The organism is Massilia sp. IC2-477 (assembly GCF_020707265.1).
In the GTDB taxonomy this organism is placed as follows: domain Bacteria; phylum Pseudomonadota; class Gammaproteobacteria; order Burkholderiales; family Burkholderiaceae_D; genus Telluria.
In genome coordinates this window covers 26,572-43,267 of sequence record NZ_JAJFEQ010000006.1, presented here as the reverse complement: position 1 = coordinate 43,267, position 16,696 = coordinate 26,572, and the positions used below count along the sequence as shown (strand labels likewise).

Below are 16,696 nucleotides of genomic sequence, written 5' to 3'. Positions count from 1 at the left end.
CTGGAAGCAGGGTGGAGCTCCTCGCGCATGGTGTCAATGTAGTGAGTCGCGGCGCGCACCGCCAGTCGGATGCGACAGGCGGTTGGCCGGCGGGTCTGGAATGCCGAAAAGCGCGACGAAATGCAGGCGCAAAGGGCGTTTGCGCACCCGCAAACGCCGCTGTCACGGAGCGGGAAGAATGATGGGATTGTCATCGCAGCCATGACCGTTTCTGTCTGAAAAGGATTCTTCCGTGAGCGAACAAGTGCAAGACTCGAGCGGCTGGCCCGGCGGGCCACGCGGGCTCGACTTGCCCGGCGATCCGCGGCTGTCCGAGGCGCCGCAGGGCGCCATGCCGGTCGCTTCGGCCGCCGGCGCCGGCGCCGGCGCCCTTGCCGAAGCCGGCGAATACGATGGCCCCGGGCGCCAGGCGCTCGACTGGCTGTACCGCTTCGTGACCGCGATCGAGCTGGCGCCGGCGGTCGCCGTCCACTCCACCGATGCAGCAGGCACCGTGCGCTTCTGGAACCACGCCTGCGCGCAGCTGTTCGGCATCCCGGCCAGCCATGCGCTGGGCCGGCCGTTTCGCGAACTGGTCTCCCACCTCGACCGCCAGACCGAGTTCGAGAGCACCATCGCCGCCATCTGGCAGGCGGGCAGCACACCGGCACCGCGCGACTGGCAGGTCGAAACCGCGGCCGGCCGGCGCCTGTGGCTGCATTCGAACCACTTCCCCGTCAAGCGCGACGGCGCCACCCAGCAGGTGTTCTGCATGGAAGTGGACATCACGGCGCGCAAGCAGGTCGAGGACAACCTGGTGCGGGCGGCACGCGTGTTCGAGAACGCGCACGAAGCCATCATCGTGATGGATGCCGAGTACCGGGTGCAGGCCGTCAACCAGGCCTTCACCGGCATCACGGGCTTCTCCGCAGCCGACATCATCGGTTCCACGCTCGCCAGCCTGCCCTGGGGGCAGGGCCAGGAGGGCGGCGGCTTCTACGAAAAGATCTGGTCCCAGCTCGACGGCCACGATCGCTGGCAGGGCGAGCTGCCCGCCGTGCGCAAGAACGGCGAGTCCTACACTGCTTGGGTGGCGCTGACCACCATCCGCGACCCGCATGGCCAGGCCAGCAACTACATGGCGATGCTGTCCGATATCAGCGAACGCAAGCGCGTGGAAGAGCGGGTGCGCCACCAGGCCGAGCACGACGCGCTCACCGGCCTGCCCAACCGCGCCCTGTTCCTCGACCGCATGCACCACGCGCTGGCCACCTGGCGCCGCCAGCGCGACAGCTTCGCCGTGCTGTTCCTCGACCTCGACCACTTCAAGGCCGTCAACGACACCAACGGCCACCAGACCGGCGACGCCGTGCTGCGCGAAGTCGCGGCGCGCCTGCGCGGCTGCGTGCGCCGGGTCGACACCATCAGCCGCCTCGGCGGCGACGAATTCGTCATGCTGCTGGCCGATATCGGCGGCGTGGACCAGGCCGCCCACGTCGCCAGCGCGGTGATGCAGGCCGTGTCGCGGCCCATCGACGCGGCCGGCCAGCAGCTCTCGCTCACCACCTCGATCGGCGTGGCGATCTGTCCCACCGACGGCCAGGATGTCGACACCCTGATGCACCACGCCGACGTGGCGATGTACCACGCCAAGGAAAGCGGCCGCAGCAGCTTCCGCTTCTTCAGCCCCGAGATGAACGCGCGCGTGGTCGAGCGCGGCGAACTGGAAGGGCGCCTGCGCCAGGCGCTCGAGCGCGGCGAGTTCGTGCTCGAGTACCAGCCCGAACTCGACGTCGGCTCCGGCAAGGTGATCGGCATGGAAGCGCTGATCCGCTGGCGCCATCCAGAACGCGGGCTGCTGCTGCCGCACGAGTTCCTGCCGGTGGCCGAGGAATGCGGGTTGATCGTGCCGATCGGCGAATGGGTGCTGGGCGAAGCCTGCACCCAGGCCAGGGCCTGGCGTGACGCGGGGCATGCGGTGACGGTGGCGGTGAACCTGTCCGATATCCAGTTCCTGCATAGCCGCCTGCTGGACACGGTCGACGCCGCGCTGACTCAGTCCGGACTGGCGCCGGCCTGGCTCGACCTCGAAATCACGGAAGGCGCCATCATGCGCGGCGACCAGGTACTCGACGAAACGGTGGCGGCCCTGCGTGGACGCGGCGTGCAACTCACCATCGACCGCTTCGGCACTGGGCTGTCGAGCCTGTCGTCGCTGCGCCGTTTTCCGCTGTCGAAGCTGAAGATCGACCGCAGCTTCGTGAGCGACATCGAGCACGACCCCATGGACGCGGCCCTGATCCCGGCCATCATCGCGGTGGCGCGCAGCCTGCGCCTGCGCGTGGTGGCCGAAGGCGTCGAAACCGAAGAGCAGCTGCGTTTCCTGCGCCGGCACGGCTGCGACCACTACCAGGGCTTCTATGCGGCGGGGGCGAGCAGCCGGCCGGATTTCAATCCGGCGGTGCGCTGAGGGGGAGAGCTGTTAGACGCGCGCGGCGGCCGGCCAGGAGGCCGCGACCCGGGCGGCGATGCGCCTGACCGCGTGCCGCACCAGCATCACTTGCAGCAGCGGGGCCAATGGCGCGATGCAGAGCATGAGGGAATAGGGCAGGGCGGTGCCTGCCAGCTGTCGCGCGGCGCCAAAGATGAGGATGATGGCGATGACCAGGCCGAGCACGCTCAGCAGGAATGCCGGGCTGGTGCCGACGGCCCGGCTCGCGGCGCTCACGATGTCCGACTGCAGCCCGTTCGGCAGGCGGGCCAGGTCCGCGCACTGGTACATCGACGGCACCGGCACGCCGGACGGGTCGGTGTAGCCGAATTTGCTGGCGCGCGCCTGTGCGAGCAATTCATCGGCAATACCATTGATCTGGGCTGTTGCTACCACCTGCACCTCCATATTATTCCAGGAGTGCAGTCTAGCGATTTATCGGCCCGGCTAATGCGCACAATGTAACGGCCGTGTGTCAATCCAGCCGATTGAACTGTTCCGACCGGGAATACAGGCGGATGCGCGCCAGCACCTGCCCGTGGTCCGAGGCTTCCGGCAAGCCCAGGTTCAGGTGGTCGTTCAGGTAGACCACGTCCACCACTTCTCCGATCGCGTTCGGCAGCACCGGATTGAATTCCTGCGATACCAGGATGTGGTCGATGGTCGAGTGGCGGCTTTCGTGCACGATCGAGAAGCCCACGTTGCGCAGGTTATCCTGGTGCATGTGCAGGCGGGCGGCGTCGAACATGCGCTCGGCCAGCGGCGCGCCTTCGCCCAGCACGATCTCAGTGGTGACCGAATCGGCGACGTCGTTGAAGTCGCCCAGCACGATGCGCGGGCGCTGCTTGTCGCGCGCCATGTCGGTGAGCAGCACGCGCAGCGCAGTGGCCTCGGTGCCGCGCCGCACCAGCGAGCGCAGGCAGGCGAGGGCGTACAGGTTCGGATCCTCGCCGGTGTCGCTGGCGCGGTAATCCGGGCGGCGCGACTTCAGGTGCACCACCACCACGTCGATGATGATGCCCGGCGCCAGTTCGACTTCGGCATGCAGCGGGGCGCGCGTGAAGCGGTCGGGGTCGCGGCTGCCGGGCGGCATCGACACGTTCTCGGGGAACATCGTCAGCGCCTTGCCCAGGCTGCGCACCGGCAGGCGCGACACCAGCGCCACGCTCGGCGTCAGGCGCGGCGCGTCGGGATCGGGATCGAAACCGAGGTGCGCCGCATCGCGGTAGCGGCGGGTGCGCGACAGCACTTCGCGCAAGGTGGCCTGCGAAAAGATCTCCTGGAAGCCGATCACGTCGGCATTGAGCAGGTCGATCTGGTGCGCCGTCCACGCCAGCTTGGCCTCGAACTCCTCCGGCGTGCACGGATCGAGATTCTCGTAGCAGCGCATCCCCGGCGGCGCCAGGTTGAAGGTGTTGAAGGTGGCAAAGCGAATTTCTTGCTGCATAATAGAAAGCCCCTATATTCATCTTTAGCGTACCACGCATGGCCAAGAAAGAGCACGTTTCTGAGACACCCGCGACGCAGTTCCTGCGCAAGCATGGCGTGGCTTTTACCGAGCATCCCTACGAGTATGAAGAGCATGGCGGCACAGCCGTTTCTTCGCGTGAACTTGGTGTGCCCGAGCACAATGTCGTCAAGACCTTGGTGATGCAGGACGAGGCCGCGCGTCCGCTGATCGTGCTGATGCACGGCGACTGCAAGGTCTCGACCAAGAATCTGGCGCGCGCGATTCCCTGCAAGTCGGTCGAGCCCTGCAAGCCCGAGGTCGCACAGCGCCATTCGGGCTATATGGTCGGCGGCACCTCGCCCTTCGGCATCCGCAAGGCGATGCCGGTGTACGTCGAGGAATCGATCCTGGCGCTCGACAAGATCTACATCAACGGCGGCCGCCGCGGCTACCTGATCGGCATTGCGCCGGCGGTGCTCACCGAGACCCTCGGCGCGCGCGCGGTGCAGTGCGCGCTGGCCGAGTGATTGCCAAAGGGCATGGCTGATGGTGTATAGTCCCAGCCGCCTGATTATCCAGACCCATAAGAACAGAGAGACATGAATACCCTGATCGCCACCATCGCCGCCTACCTGATAGGCTCGATTTCCTTCGCCGTCGTGATGAGCCGCGCCTTCGGCCTGTCCGACCCGCGCACCTACGGCTCCAAGAACCCGGGCGCCACCAACGTCCTGCGCAGCGGCAGCAAGAAAGCCGCGATCGCCACCCTGATCGGCGACGCCGCCAAGGGCTGGCTGGCGGTCTGGCTGGCAGTCCACTACGGCCCGCAATTCGGCCTGGAGGAGGACGGCATCGCGCTGGTCGCGATCGCGGTGTTCCTGGGCCACCTGTGGCCGGTGTTCTTCAAATTCGTCGGCGGCAAGGGCGTGGCTACCGCGCTCGGCGTGCTGCTGGGGATTAATGTGTGGCTGGGACTGGCGACGCTGGCGACCTGGCTGATCGTGGCCTATGCCTTCCGCTATTCCTCGCTGGCCGCGCTGGTGGCCTCGATCTTCGCGCCCTTCTATTACGGCCTGCTGTTCGGGGCGGACGAGATCCTGTTCGCGGTGGCGGCGATGAGCGCGCTGCTCCTGTGGCGGCACAGCGGCAACATCGCGAATCTGATGGCGGGGAAGGAGTCGAAGATCGGCAGCAAGGCGGCGGGGGCGAAGAAGAAATAAGCTTGCGGCCTGCTGGCTGAAATTGGATCCCGGCCTGCGCCGGGATGACGGTCTTTGAGCTGGCCACTACGCTATGAGCCGTCATCCCGGCGCAGGCCGGGACCCAAGTTCGTAGCACACCGCAAACTCTCCCCCCACCAACACCCAAACCCACATCGCGTTACCATGTCGCCACCAGGCACCCCCGTGCCGCAACGAACATGAAAGGTGGCACCCCATGACCAAGCAACTCCGCATCGACTTCGTCTCGGACGTCTCCTGCCCCTGGTGCGCGATCGGTCTCAGCTCGCTGGAACTGGCGCTGGCCCGCGTCAAGGGTGAGGTCCAGGCCGACATGCACTTCCAGCCCTTCGAGCTGAACCCGAACATGGGGCCCGACGGCCAGGACATCGTCGAGCACGTTACCGAGAAATACGGCGCCACCGCCGAGCAGCAGGCCAACAGCCGCGAGATGATCCGCCAGCGCGGGCTGGATGTCGGCTTCACCTTCGACATGGAGCGGCGCGGCCGCATCTACAACACCTTCGATGCGCACCGCCTGCTGTCCTGGGCCGAGGGCGAAGGGCGCCAGCGCGACCTCAAGATGGCCCTGCTCGAAGCCTATTTCACCCGCTGCGAAGACCCCAGCAACCACGACGTGCTGCTGCGCTGCGTCGAGCGCGTGGGCCTCGACCGCGAGACCGCCGCGCGCATCCTGGCGAGCGACGAGTACGCCGACGAAGTGCGCGAGCGCGAGCAGTTCTTCCAGCGCGCCGGCATCCATTCGGTACCGGCCATCATCATCAACCAGCGCCACCTGATCTCGGGCGGGCAGCCGCCGGAAGTGTTCGAGCAGGCGCTGCGCGAGATCGCCTCCCGCGACGACACCCCGCAGCAGTAAGAGTCAGTTCAGGTCGAGGACCACCGGCTGGTGGTCCGAGGCTGCCGTCTCGGATTGCACGTCGACCGAGGCCACGCGCGGCGCCAGGTCTTCGGTGACGAAGAAGTGGTCGTAGCACTCCGGCCGCTCCGGCCACGGATAACCGTGCAGGCCGGTGGTCGGCGCGCGCGCCACGTTGCCGTGCGCGACGCGCCAGGCGTCGAGAAACGCCGGAGCGCCGCCTTCCATCGGCGCCAGCAGCGCGCGGTAATCCTCCGCGTCCGGGGCGAAGTTGAAGTCGCCGCACAGGATGCTCGATGCCGGACGGAAGCCTAGCTGGTAGGGCGCGTCCAGGTTCGGATCGGGCTGGAAGATGCGGGAACGCGCGCTCGCCTCCACGTGCAGCTCGCGGATGCGGCGCACCTGCGCCATGCGCTGCAGCACCGAATAGTACTCGAGATGGGTGGTCATCAGGCGCAGCTTGCCGCTGGGCGCATCGATCACGGTTTCCATCAGGCCGCGCGGCATGCCGGCCGGGTTGTCCGGATCGGCCGGCCAGGGCAGCAGGTGCCGGTGCACCTGCGAGATGCGGTACTTCGAGAGGATCAGGTTGCCGAACAGGCGCGGGGAATTGTTCTTGTAGAGTTCACTCGGGGCATGTTCCATCAGGTGGAAGCCGCCGAAGGCGCCACCCAGTTGCTTGAACTGGTTGGCGGTGGCGCCGCCTTCCAGCTCCGGGTGGTTGGCCGCCACTTCTTGCAGACAGATGACATCCGGATTCAGCCGGCGCAGAACGTCGATAATCGCGTGGATGCGAATCCTTCCGTCCTTGCCACAACCCCAGCGAATATTCCAACTTACAACGCGCATCGTGCAACCTCCGTAAAACTTAACCGTCGGATATTGCCATTGTTTGGCAAGGGGCGGTCACACGGTAGGATCGATGTTAAGTATGCAAGTTCAATATTGATAACAGGTATTGTAAGCCTGTTCAGACAGGGCTCAGGCGGCTTCCAGCTCGTCCAGCGGCCAGCGCGGGCGCACATTGAACGCGTAGTCGCGCTGGGCCAGCTCTGGCTTGCGTTCGAGGCGCATGGCGCCGGCGAAAGCGATCATGGCGCCGTTGTCGGTGCAGAATTCCAGCTCCGGGTAGTAGACCTTGAACTTGCGCTTGGCGGCGGCCGCGTTCAGCGATTCGCGCAGCTGGCGGTTGGCGCCGACGCCGCCGGCGATCACCAGGCGCTTGAGGCCCGTGTGCTTCAGCGCGTTCACGCACTTGGCGGTCAGGACTTCCACGATGGCGTCGACGAAGCCGCGTGCGATGTTGGCCTTGTCCTGCTCGCAGATATTGGCCACCACTTTTTCCTCGTGATTCTTCACCACCGTCAGCACGGCGGTCTTCAGGCCCGAGAAGCTGAAATTGAAATCCTTCGAGTGCAACATCGGGCGCGGCAAGGTGTAGGCCATCGGGTCGCCGAACTCGGCCAGGCGCGAGATCGCCGGGCCGCCCGGATAGCCCAGGCCCAGCAGCTTGGCCGACTTGTCGAAGGCTTCGCCGGCGGCGTCGTCCAGGGTCTCGCCCAGCAGCGTGTAGCGGCCGACGCCGTCCACCCGCATCAGCTGGGTATGGCCTCCCGAGACCAGCAGGGCGATGAAGGGAAACTCCGGACGCTCGCTCGCCAGCAGCGGCGACAGCAGGTGGCCCTCGAGGTGGTGCACGCCCAGCACCGGCTTGTCCAGCGCCAGGGCCAGCGAGCAGGCCACCGAGGACCCGACCAGCAGCGCGCCCGCCAGGCCCGGGCCCTGGGTGTAGGCAATGGCGTCGATGCTGGCAGCCGGAATATCCGCGCGCTTCAAGACCTCTTCCAGCAGCGGCAGGGCGCGGCGGATGTGGTCGCGCGAGGCGAGCTCCGGCACCACGCCGCCGTACTCTTCGTGCATGGCTACCTGCGAATGCAGGGCATGGGACAGCAGGCCGCGCTCGGTGTCGTACAGAGCCAGGCCGGTTTCATCGCAGGAGGATTCGACGCCGAGAACAATCATGGGGGGAAACAGCAGGGAGGAAAAGAAGAGATTTTACCGTAGGGTGGGCGGGTTTCCCGCCCACGCAGTGATAATCAGGGCCGCTGCAGCAGTTCCTGGTGCGCGCTGCGCAACATCGCCTCGGTCTCTTCCCACCCAATGCAGCCATCCGTCACCGAGCAGCCATACTTCAGCTGCGACAGGTCTTCCGGAATCGCCTGGCTGCCGCTGACGATGTTCGACTCGATCATCACGCCCACCAGCGAGCGGTTGCCGTGTTTGATCTGCTGGATCACGTCCGACATCACCAGCGGCTGCAGTTCCGGCTTCTTGTAGCTGTTGGCATGCGAGCAATCCACCACCAGGTTGGCCGGCAGCCCGGCCTTCTTGAGCGCCTGCTCCGCGATCGCCACCGACACCGAATCGTAGTTCGGACGGCCGCCGCCGCCGCGCAGCACCACGTGGCCGTAAGCGTTGCCGCTGGTGCGCACGATCGACACGTTGCCCTGGCCATTGATGCCGAGGAAAGCGTGCGGATTGGCCGAGGACAGCACGGCATTGACCGCAATGCTCACATCGCCGTCGGTGCCGTTCTTGAAGCCGACCGGGGTCGACAGGCCGGACGACATCTCGCGGTGCGTCTGCGACTCGGTCGTGCGCGCGCCAATGGCGGTCCAGGCGATCAGGTCGCCCAGGTATTGCGGTGAGATCGGGTCCAGTGCTTCGGTCGCGGTCGGCAGGCCCAGTTCGCAGACGTCGAGCAGGAAGCGGCGCGCGCGTTCCATGCCGACCTCGACGCGGAAGGAGTCGTCCATGAACGGGTCGTTGATATAGCCCTTCCAGCCGGTGGTGGTGCGCGGCTTTTCGAAATACACGCGCATCACCAGCACCATGGTGTCGGCTACTTCGCTTTGTAACGCCTTGAGGCGGCGCGCATAGTCCAGGCCGGCTTCCGGGTCGTGGATCGAGCAGGGCCCGACCACCACGAACAGGCGCTGGTCCTTACGGTCGAGGATATTGCGCAGCGTCTCGCGGCCCCCCATCACGGTGGCAAAGGCGCGGTCGCTCAGGGGCAGGGTGGCGTGCAGCTCGTTCGGCGTGGGCATCTGCGCGAACGAACTGACGTTGGTGTTTTCAATGGCTGGCGTATTGATCATGATGCGAAATGTCGAGAGGGAATATCCAGTGTAGACCGAAAATGCTGCACTTGCACAATGGTGCCCAAAAATTGCAAGGCGCGCTCACGGCCGACGCAAGCGTTGTATGCTTGCATGATGAACGAAGACCAGGACAAGAACACCGAACGATTTGCCGCGGCGCCTTTTATCAAGGAAATCGGCCGCGGCGTGAAAGGCGCGCGCAGCATGTCGCGCGAGGATGCGCGCGCGCTCTATGCGGCGATGCTGGAAGGGCGGGTCTCCGACCTCGAATTGGGCGCCATCCTGCTGGCGATGCGCATCAAGGGCGAATCCGTGGAAGAGCTGGCCGGCTTCATGGATGCGGCGGAAGCCTCCTTCGCGCCCCTGCCCAGCCCGCCGGGGGAGTTTGCCCCGGTGCTGATCCCGAGCTACAACGGCGCGCGCAAGCTGGCCAACCTGACCCCGCTGCTGGCGCTGCTGCTGGCGCGCGAGGGCGTGCCGACCCTGGTGCACGGCGTGCGCAGCGATCCGGGCCGCATCACGACCAGCGAGATCCTGGCCGAACTCGGCCTGGCCGAGGCGGCGTCCTCAAGCGACATTCTGGATGCCGCAGCCAATCGCCGCCCCGTATTCATCCCGATCGAGCTGCTGGCTCCGAGCCTGGCCCACATGCTGTCGCTGCGCCGCATTCTCGGCGTGCGCAACTCGACGCATACCCTGGTCAAGATCCTGCAGCCCTACGATGGCCCGGCGCTGCGCCTGGTGTCCTACACCCATCCGGAATACCTGCAGACCCTGGGCGAATATTTCACGACGGCCGCGCCGCCGGAACGCGGCGACGCCTTCCTGATGCGCGGCACCGAAGGCGAGACCGTCGCCAACCCGCATCGCGCCCCGCAGATCGACTGGTTCCATGGCGGCCAGCGCACGCTGCTGGTCGAACGCGATGCGCCGACCGACCTGCTGGCCGAGGTGCCGGAAGCGCGCGATGCCGCTACCACGGCTGCCTGGATCGCGGCCGCACTGCGCGGCGAAGTGCCGATTCCACCGCCGATCGTGGCCCAGGTCGCCCACTGCGTGCGCGTCGCCCGTTCCCTCCGACCCTGACAGCCGGCCCGGCCTGCGCCGGGTTCCCCTGTCTGCCAAAGCCACCCTCGAGGTGGCTTTGTTGTTTTCAGAGCGGATAGCAACGTTGGATCAGAACAACATTTGGTTGCCATAAACAAATGTTTGTTGGTTTTATATGCCGCGCATATCAGAAACCCGATTGCCCCAAAATTGTCCCGATATCACATGAATTTTCGTTATATGCCGCGAACGTAAGGTGATCAACAACCGCACATTTGTACAGACAAGTAATCTATTAACAATTATTGATGAATTTGACAAAGTTTTTCTTGCCGTTGGTTTAAGGAAATAGTGATCTAGTGCAAAAAGCCGCTATTATTTTCTTGCAACATAGCAAAACGATACCGAACTGCAAGATTTATGGTTTCTGTGGATGCAAGTGCGGTCCGGATCGTCAGAACACATCGGCTAGCTGCCGCTCCATCACTATCTGAAGGAAGACCAGAATGACCAAGCAAGCTCGCTTTACCAAAACCCATCTTTCGCTAGCCACCCTGGCACTGGCGATCGCCGCAGCCACCGGCAGTGCCGTTGCCGCCGACGGCGTCGCCAATACCTCCGCCACCGTGATCGTCCCGATCGCGATCAACAAAGTGAACGACCTGGCCTTCGGCAGCTTCGGACGCGGTACCGGTGGTACGGTCACCCTCGCCACGGACGGCACCCGCACCCTCAATGGCGTGGTGGCAGCGGGCGCCGGCGCACCAACCGTCGCCGAGTTCGACGTGACCGGTAACACGGGCGATAACTTCACGGTCAGCGTCACCCCAACCGTATTGACCCGCACCAGCGGTACCGAGACGATGAGCTTCACCCCGATCAGCACCCTGACCCAAACGGCTGCAACCTCGGGAACGGTCACTGGCGGCACCATCGGCGCCAGCGGCACCAAGATCTACGTCGGCGGTGTCCTGACCGTTGACGCGGCCCAGGTCGGCGGCGTCTACACCGGTACCGTGACCGCGACCGTCAACTACGGCAGCTGATTGCAGCGGTAGCGGCGCAGTTTTTCACTAGAAGCATGTCGGCACGCCGTTACCACGCGTTGCGCGCCGCCAGCACGATCGTGCTGGCGGCGCTGGTCCTGTTCGGCCAGCATCCGGCCCAGGCCCAGCAGCTCCTGCTTACCCCGGGGCGCAGCCTGGACTTCGGAAGTTTCGTTGTCACCAGCGCCGGCACGGTCACCCTCCTGCCGAACGGCGAACGTCGCAGTTCCGGCGGCGTCATCCTTCTCAATTCCTCGCTCGGCCAGGCTGCCAGCGTCAACGTGCGCCGGAACAACAGTGGCGCCAAGGACAAGGGCGCCATCATTTCCCTGCCTACGAATGGCAGTGTCCGGCTGAGCAGTGACGCCAGCAGCATGGCGCTCAATGATTTCAACAGCAACCCGCCTGCGCCGACCATGGCTTCAGTGCCGGCCGTCGGTACGGACCTGGCGATCGGCGCGACCCTGGTCGTGACGCCCAACCAGCCGGCGGGCAGGTACACCGGCACGTTCATCGTGTCCGTCAATTAGAACAGGCACAGAAAACCACCATGTTTTACCCCACGTTCGCATCCGTTTCCTTCGGCCGCCTGCGCCAGGCGCTGTCGCTTGTGCTCGCCTGCCTGCTGCTGGGCCCGTCTTCGCCTGCGTTTGCCGACCTCATGCTGCATCCGACGCGCATCGTCTTCGACAAGAACGCGCGCGCGGCCCAGGTCCAGCTGATCAACAACGGCAACAAGCCGGCAAGTTACCGGATCTCGGTGGTGAACCGCCGCATGACCGAAACCGGCCAGATCGAGCCGGCCGATACCGCCATGGAAGGCGAGCGCTTCGCCGACGACATGCTGCGCTATTCGCCGCGCCAGGTCACGCTGCAGCCCGGCACCGCGCAGACGGTGCGCGTCATGTTGCGCAAGCCCGCCGAACTGGCCGAAGGCGAATACCGCTCGCACCTGCTGTTCGACAAGCTGCCGGATGTCGAAGGCAGCGCCAGCATCGAGAACCGTAGCGCCGGGGACGGCCAGGTTGGCGTGGTAATCCAGACCCTGGTCGGCGCCGCGATGCCGGTGATCGTCCGCCACGGGAACCTCAGCGCGAACGTCAGCCTGGACGGGCTCGCCCTGCAGAAGGATGAAGCAAAGCGCCCGCTGCTGGCGCTGCGCCTGCAGCGCGAGGGCAGCAGCTCGGTGTACGGCGACCTGAGCGTGACGTTCACGCCGCGCGGCGGCAAGCCGCAGAGCCTCGCGCAGGTCAGCGGCATCGCCGTGTTCACGCCGAACCGCGTGCGCAAGGCGATGCTGCCGCTGCAGGTGCCGCCAGGCGTCGCGCTGGCCGGCGGCACGATCGAGGTTGCCTACCGCGATCGTCCGGAAGCGGGCGGCAAGCTGCTGGCACAGGCCAGTCTCGCTCTGCCGTGATGCGGGCTGAGCTTCCCCAATAGATGTTTTTTGAGCAATAATCATATTGCCGGGCCGACCGCCGGTTGGCCGGCAATATGCGCATCCAGGCACCATGCAGGTTTTCCGAACGGGGTTATTTGTTGCAGGATTGATGTTGCTGCCGGCCTTACAGCCGGAGGCGGCCGCAGCATCGTCGAAGCAATCCGAGGACAACCTCATCCTGCTTGAAGTCAGGCTCGGCAACCAGCTCCTGTCCGACGCCGTCACCGGCTACGAAATCGGGCGCGACGTCTACTTGCCGCTCGGCGAGGTGGCGCGCCTCCTGACGCTGGCGATCCGGGTGACGCCCGGAGAAGGCCGTGCCAGCGGCTATATCATCTCGGAAAGCCGTGGGTTCAGCCTGGACGTGCCCGGCGGCGTCGCGGACATCGACGGCAGGCACGAGGAGCTCGACCGTTCGCAGTTCAAGCTGCAGGCCGACGAGATCTATGTGGCCAGCAAGCTGCTGTCCCGTTGGCTGCCGCTGGACCTCGAGCTCGACATGTCCAGCCTCGCCCTCAAGGTGCGCCCGCGCGAGCAGTTGCCGCTCCAGGCAAGGCTGGAGCGGCGCAAGCATGGCAGCCGCCCGGGCTCGGCCTATGTCGATCCTGGCTACCCGCGCCTGGCCGCACCCTACCGGCTGGCAGGCGTGCCCGTCATCGACCAGACGCTCGGGCTCACGGCCGGCAACGGCGGCGGGCGGCGCCAGGCGGACGCGAGCTACACCGCCTACCTGACGACCGACCTGCTGGGGATGGAGGCGGCCCTGTATGCCAGCAGTGAGCGCTACGATGCCGCGTCCAGGCTGCGCCTGACCCTGGGCCGGCACGACCCAGAGGCCGGCCTGCTAGGCCCGCTCCATGCGCGTACCGCGCTGTTCGGCAGCGTGCCGCTGCCAGGCGTGAGCAATATTTCCTCGAGCAGCCCGACCGGCAATGGCGTGGTGCTCAGCAACCGCCCCCTCAACCAGCCGACCAGTTTCGACCGCCACACCTTGCAGGGCGCGCTGCCGCCGGGCTGGGACGTCGAGCTGTACTACAACGATGCCCTGGTCGGGGTCCGGCAGTCGGGCCCGGACGGCAAGTACAGCTTCGAGGACCAGCCGCTGGCCTACGGCCCCAACGAGTTCAGGCTGGTGTTCCACGGCCCGCTGGGCCAGCTGCGCGTCGAGCGCCAGAACTTCCTGCTGGAGCAGTCGGCCGTGCCGCGCGGCGCCCTGTATTACGACGTCGGCGCCCACCGCGACGGGTTCGGGCGCAAGCGCGCCATCGCGCAATTCGAGTGGGGTTTAAGTGACCAGCTGAACGCCGTTGCCGGCTGGCAGCGCGTGCCGTCCTTCGATGGCGCCGAGCGCAGCTACGCCAACCTCGGCCTGCGTGGCTACTGGAACAGTTTCATTGCAACAGCCGATGCGGCGAGGGCAGACGACGGCGGCACGCTGGCGCAGCTGGGCCTGAAGACGCGCCTGGGCCCTGTGTCGGTGTCGGCCAGCCACGCGCGCCTGGATGGCTTCACCAGCGATTTCTTCCACCGGACCACGGACCCGGTGCGCTCGCGCGACGAAGTGCGCGCCGATGGCGTCCTTGGTGGCGGAGCGCAGTTCTTTCCGCTGTCGCTGCAGCTGCGGCATGACCGCTTGGCTTCAAGCACCCGCAACCTCGAGGTGCAGGGGCGGATCTCGGCCTACCGCAATGGCTTTGCGCTGACCAACGCGCTGCGCTGGCAGCGGCTGGGCGTCGACGAACTGGCCGACGGCCAGTTCCAGGTGAGCCGGCGCGTCGCCGGCGTCGGCCTGACCGGGCAGTTGCAGTACCTGCTGTCGCCCGAGACCACGCTGGGCGGCGCAGCGGTGTCTGCCGACTACTACCTGCACAGCGGCTACCTGCTGACCTTTGGCCTGGCGCGCAGCTTCAAGGACCGCGAACTGCGGGCCACCGGCGCGCTGAACAAGAGCCTGGGCAGCTACGGTCTCGGCATCAACGGCTATTATTCGAATCGCGGCGAGTACGGGCTCGGCATGCAGTTCTTCATGGCGATGGGGCTGGAGCCCAGGAGTGGCCGCATGGTGACCGACGCCCAGCCGATGGCGAACATGGGCGCGGCTTCGATCCGCGTGTTCCTCGACAAGGACCTGAACGGCATCATGGACGGCGCCGACGAAGCCATCCCTGGCGCCGGTTTTACCGTCAACGGCTCCTACGCCGCGGTACGCACCGACGCCAGCGGCATTGCCTACCTGCCGCGCCTGCTGACCCACCACTACACTGACATCGCCCTTGATCGGGACACCCTGGAAGACCCGCAATGGCAGCCGCGCACGCCCGGCGTGCGCATCGTGCCGCGTCCCGGCAATGTCAGCCAGGTCGAGTTCGCTGTGAACCTGACGGGGGAGGTGGACGGCACCACCTACCTGTACGCCGACGGCAAGCGGCGCGCCGTCGGCGACCTGAAGCTGGAGCTGGTGGATGCCTCGCGCAAGGTGGTGGCAAGCATGAGCAGTGCGGCGGATGGGTATTACGTCATTTCCGGCATCTTCCCTGGCGAGTACTTTTTGCGAGTGTCGCCGGAACAGCTCAAGCGGCTGGGGCTGACGGATACGGGGATGCACATCATCACGATCGGACGCGATGGGACGGTGCTCAACGCGCGCGATCTGGATGTGCGGGCGCAGGATGGGCCCAGCCTGGGCTTTCACCCCACCCTCTGAACCGTATACAATGGCCGGTTTGGCGATTCTCGAACACCCTCAAGCATGGCAAAACAATACGATGTAGCGGTCATCGGCGCAGGCGCCGCCGGCATGATGTGCGCGGCCGTAGCCGCCCAGCGCGGCAAGCGCGTGGTGCTGCTCGACCATGCCACGCGGCTGGCGGAAAAGATCCGCATCTCCGGCGGCGGCCGCTGCAATTTCACCAACGTCAACGCCGGTCCGGCCAACTTCCTGTCGCAGAACCCCAACTTCTGCCGCAGCGCGCTGTCGCGCTACACCGCGCAGGACTTCCTCGCCCTGGTCAGGAAGCACCGCATCGCTTACCACGAGAAGCACAAGGGCCAGCTGTTCTGCGACGACTCGTCCGAGCAGATCATCCGCATGCTGCGCGCGGAATGCGAGCAGGGCGAGGTCAGCTGGCGCATGCCCTGCAAGATCGGCAGCATCGAAAAGCTCGACACCGGTTTCCACATCACGGCGGAAGGTGGCGACATTGAATGCGAGAGCGTGGTGATCGCCACCGGCGGCCTGTCGATCCCGAAGATCGGCGCCACCGACCTGGGTTATCGCATTGCTAAACAGTTCGATTTGCAGATCGTCGAGCCGCGTCCGGGCCTGGTGCCGCTCACTTTCGATGGCCCCAGCTGGGAAGCCTTTGCTCCGCTGGCCGGCATCGCGCTGGAAGTCGAGGTGAGCACCGGCGGCGGCAAAGGGAAGGGAAAGAAGAGCGGCGGCCACTTCCGCGAAGACCTGCTGTTCACCCACCGCGGCCTGTCGGGTCCGGCCATCCTGCAGATCTCCAGCTACTGGGAGCCGGGCACCCCGATCGTGCTCGACCTGCTGCCCGAGATGGATGTGGCCGAGGAACTGATCTCCTCCAAGACCACGGTCAAGAAGCAGCTAGGCAACGTGCTGTCCCAATGGCTGCCGGCGCGCCTGGCCGAAGGCCTGCTGGTGGCCAACGGTTTCGCGCCGGACGCGCGCCTGGCCGACATGGCCGACGCCAAACTGCGCAAGCTGGGCGACGCCATCAACCGCTGGGCCATCGTGCCGACCGGGTCGGAAGGCTACAAGAAGGCCGAGGTGACCCTGGGCGGCGTCGACACGCGCGAACTGTCGCAGCAGACCATGATGGCGAATAAGGTTCCGGGCCTGTATTTCATCGGCGAAACGGTGGACGTCACCGGCTGGCTGGGCGGCTATAACTTCCAGTGGGCGTGGGCTTCGGGCTATGTGGCAGGCAGCAGCGTCTAAGCTTTGTGGCAATTGTGGGA

At 65.8% G+C, this 16,696-nt stretch carries 15 protein-coding genes; 10 read left to right on the top strand and 5 right to left on the bottom strand.

Annotated elements, in window-relative coordinates; all coding sequences use genetic code 11:
• Positions 1-232 precede the first annotated feature (232 nt).
• Positions 233-2,449 (top strand): EAL domain-containing protein, encoded by a 2,217-nt coding sequence (locus LK542_RS13490; RefSeq protein WP_227812296.1) that lies wholly within the window; start codon positions 233-235, stop codon positions 2,447-2,449.
• Positions 2,450-2,461: 12 nt separating this feature from the next.
• On the opposite strand, the gene LK542_RS13485 is transcribed toward LK542_RS13490, so the two are convergent.
• Positions 2,462-2,866, bottom strand: coding sequence for a hypothetical protein (locus tag LK542_RS13485; RefSeq protein ID WP_227812295.1), 405 nt, complete (start codon positions 2,864-2,866; stop codon positions 2,462-2,464).
• 79 nt (positions 2,867-2,945) lie between these two features.
• Positions 2,946-3,917 (bottom strand): endonuclease/exonuclease/phosphatase family protein, encoded by a 972-nt coding sequence (locus LK542_RS13480; RefSeq protein WP_227799713.1) that lies wholly within the window; start codon positions 3,915-3,917, stop codon positions 2,946-2,948.
• Between the two features lie 38 nt (positions 3,918-3,955).
• On the opposite strand from LK542_RS13480, the gene ybaK reads away from it, so the two are divergent.
• The 3 genes from ybaK to LK542_RS13465 all read left to right on the top strand — a co-directional run bounded on the left by ybaK (position 3,956) and on the right by LK542_RS13465 (position 6,020).
• Positions 3,956-4,447, top strand: a complete 492-nt coding sequence (gene ybaK / locus LK542_RS13475) for a Cys-tRNA(Pro) deacylase (RefSeq protein ID WP_227812294.1) — start codon at positions 3,956-3,958, stop codon at positions 4,445-4,447.
• A gap of 72 nt (positions 4,448-4,519) precedes the next feature.
• Complete coding sequence (gene plsY / locus LK542_RS13470) at positions 4,520-5,140, top strand: glycerol-3-phosphate 1-O-acyltransferase PlsY (RefSeq protein WP_227799711.1); 621 nt, start codon at positions 4,520-4,522, stop codon at positions 5,138-5,140.
• A gap of 217 nt (positions 5,141-5,357) precedes the next feature.
• Complete coding sequence (locus LK542_RS13465; RefSeq protein ID WP_227812293.1) at positions 5,358-6,020, top strand: DsbA family oxidoreductase; 663 nt, start codon at positions 5,358-5,360, stop codon at positions 6,018-6,020.
• Between the two features lie 3 nt (positions 6,021-6,023).
• Here LK542_RS13465 and LK542_RS13460 read toward each other — a convergent pair whose 3' ends face one another.
• The 3 genes from LK542_RS13460 to LK542_RS13450 form a co-directional block, all read right to left on the bottom strand.
• On the bottom strand, positions 6,024-6,869 hold the full coding sequence (locus LK542_RS13460) for an endonuclease/exonuclease/phosphatase family protein (protein ID WP_227812292.1): 846 nt from the start codon (positions 6,867-6,869) through the stop codon (positions 6,024-6,026).
• Between the two features lie 132 nt (positions 6,870-7,001).
• Complete coding sequence (gene tsaD, locus LK542_RS13455; RefSeq protein WP_227812291.1) at positions 7,002-8,042, bottom strand: tRNA (adenosine(37)-N6)-threonylcarbamoyltransferase complex transferase subunit TsaD; 1,041 nt, start codon at positions 8,040-8,042, stop codon at positions 7,002-7,004.
• Between the two features lie 74 nt (positions 8,043-8,116).
• Positions 8,117-9,178 (bottom strand): 3-deoxy-7-phosphoheptulonate synthase, encoded by a 1,062-nt coding sequence (locus LK542_RS13450; RefSeq protein ID WP_229521271.1) that lies wholly within the window; start codon positions 9,176-9,178, stop codon positions 8,117-8,119.
• A gap of 117 nt (positions 9,179-9,295) precedes the next feature.
• Here LK542_RS13450 and ybiB point away from each other — a divergent pair, with 117 nt between their 5' ends.
• The 6 genes from ybiB (at position 9,296) to LK542_RS13420 (ending at position 16,676) form a co-directional block, all read left to right on the top strand.
• Positions 9,296-10,267 (top strand): DNA-binding protein YbiB, encoded by a 972-nt coding sequence (ybiB, locus tag LK542_RS13445; RefSeq protein WP_374040147.1) that lies wholly within the window; start codon positions 9,296-9,298, stop codon positions 10,265-10,267.
• A gap of 467 nt (positions 10,268-10,734) precedes the next feature.
• Positions 10,735-11,274 carry a DUF4402 domain-containing protein gene (locus tag LK542_RS13440; RefSeq protein ID WP_227799706.1) on the top strand — a complete coding sequence of 180 codons (540 nt, stop codon included), beginning with the start codon at positions 10,735-10,737 and terminating at the stop codon, positions 11,272-11,274.
• Between the two features lie 35 nt (positions 11,275-11,309).
• A complete protein-coding gene (locus tag LK542_RS13435; protein WP_227812289.1) occupies positions 11,310-11,804 on the top strand; it encodes a DUF4402 domain-containing protein in 495 nt (164 codons plus the stop codon).
• Positions 11,805-11,824: 20 nt separating this feature from the next.
• Positions 11,825-12,691, top strand: coding sequence for a molecular chaperone (locus tag LK542_RS13430; RefSeq protein ID WP_227812288.1), 867 nt, complete (start codon positions 11,825-11,827; stop codon positions 12,689-12,691).
• A gap of 133 nt (positions 12,692-12,824) precedes the next feature.
• Positions 12,825-15,419: a carboxypeptidase-like regulatory domain-containing protein gene (locus LK542_RS13425; RefSeq protein WP_227812287.1), complete on the top strand. Its 2,595-nt coding sequence runs from the start codon at positions 12,825-12,827 to the stop codon at positions 15,417-15,419.
• Positions 15,420-15,464: 45 nt separating this feature from the next.
• The gene (locus tag LK542_RS13420; protein ID WP_227812286.1) at positions 15,465-16,676 is read left to right on the top strand and encodes an NAD(P)/FAD-dependent oxidoreductase; all 1,212 of its coding nucleotides are present in this window, start codon (positions 15,465-15,467) and stop codon (positions 16,674-16,676) included.
• Positions 16,677-16,696: the final 20 nt, after the last annotated feature.

Coding starts and splice junctions, on each gene's coding strand:
- LK542_RS13435 (WP_227812289.1), top strand. CDS start 11,310: ATGTCGGCACGCCGTTACCACGCGTTGCGCGCCGCCAGCACGATCGTG.
- LK542_RS13460 (WP_227812292.1), bottom strand. CDS start 6,869: ATGCGCGTTGTAAGTTGGAATATTCGCTGGGGTTGTGGCAAGGACGGA.
- ybaK (WP_227812294.1), top strand. CDS start 3,956: ATGGCCAAGAAAGAGCACGTTTCTGAGACACCCGCGACGCAGTTCCTG.
- LK542_RS13425 (WP_227812287.1), top strand. CDS start 12,825: ATGTTGCTGCCGGCCTTACAGCCGGAGGCGGCCGCAGCATCGTCGAAG.
- LK542_RS13430 (WP_227812288.1), top strand. CDS start 11,825: ATGTTTTACCCCACGTTCGCATCCGTTTCCTTCGGCCGCCTGCGCCAG.
- LK542_RS13480 (WP_227799713.1), bottom strand. CDS start 3,917: ATGCAGCAAGAAATTCGCTTTGCCACCTTCAACACCTTCAACCTGGCG.
- LK542_RS13465 (WP_227812293.1), top strand. CDS start 5,358: ATGACCAAGCAACTCCGCATCGACTTCGTCTCGGACGTCTCCTGCCCC.
- ybiB (WP_374040147.1), top strand. CDS start 9,296: ATGAACGAAGACCAGGACAAGAACACCGAACGATTTGCCGCGGCGCCT.
- plsY (WP_227799711.1), top strand. CDS start 4,520: ATGAATACCCTGATCGCCACCATCGCCGCCTACCTGATAGGCTCGATT.
- LK542_RS13420 (WP_227812286.1), top strand. CDS start 15,465: ATGGCAAAACAATACGATGTAGCGGTCATCGGCGCAGGCGCCGCCGGC.
- LK542_RS13450 (WP_229521271.1), bottom strand. CDS start 9,178: ATGATCAATACGCCAGCCATTGAAAACACCAACGTCAGTTCGTTCGCG.
- LK542_RS13440 (WP_227799706.1), top strand. CDS start 10,735: ATGACCAAGCAAGCTCGCTTTACCAAAACCCATCTTTCGCTAGCCACC.
- tsaD (WP_227812291.1), bottom strand. CDS start 8,042: ATGATTGTTCTCGGCGTCGAATCCTCCTGCGATGAAACCGGCCTGGCT.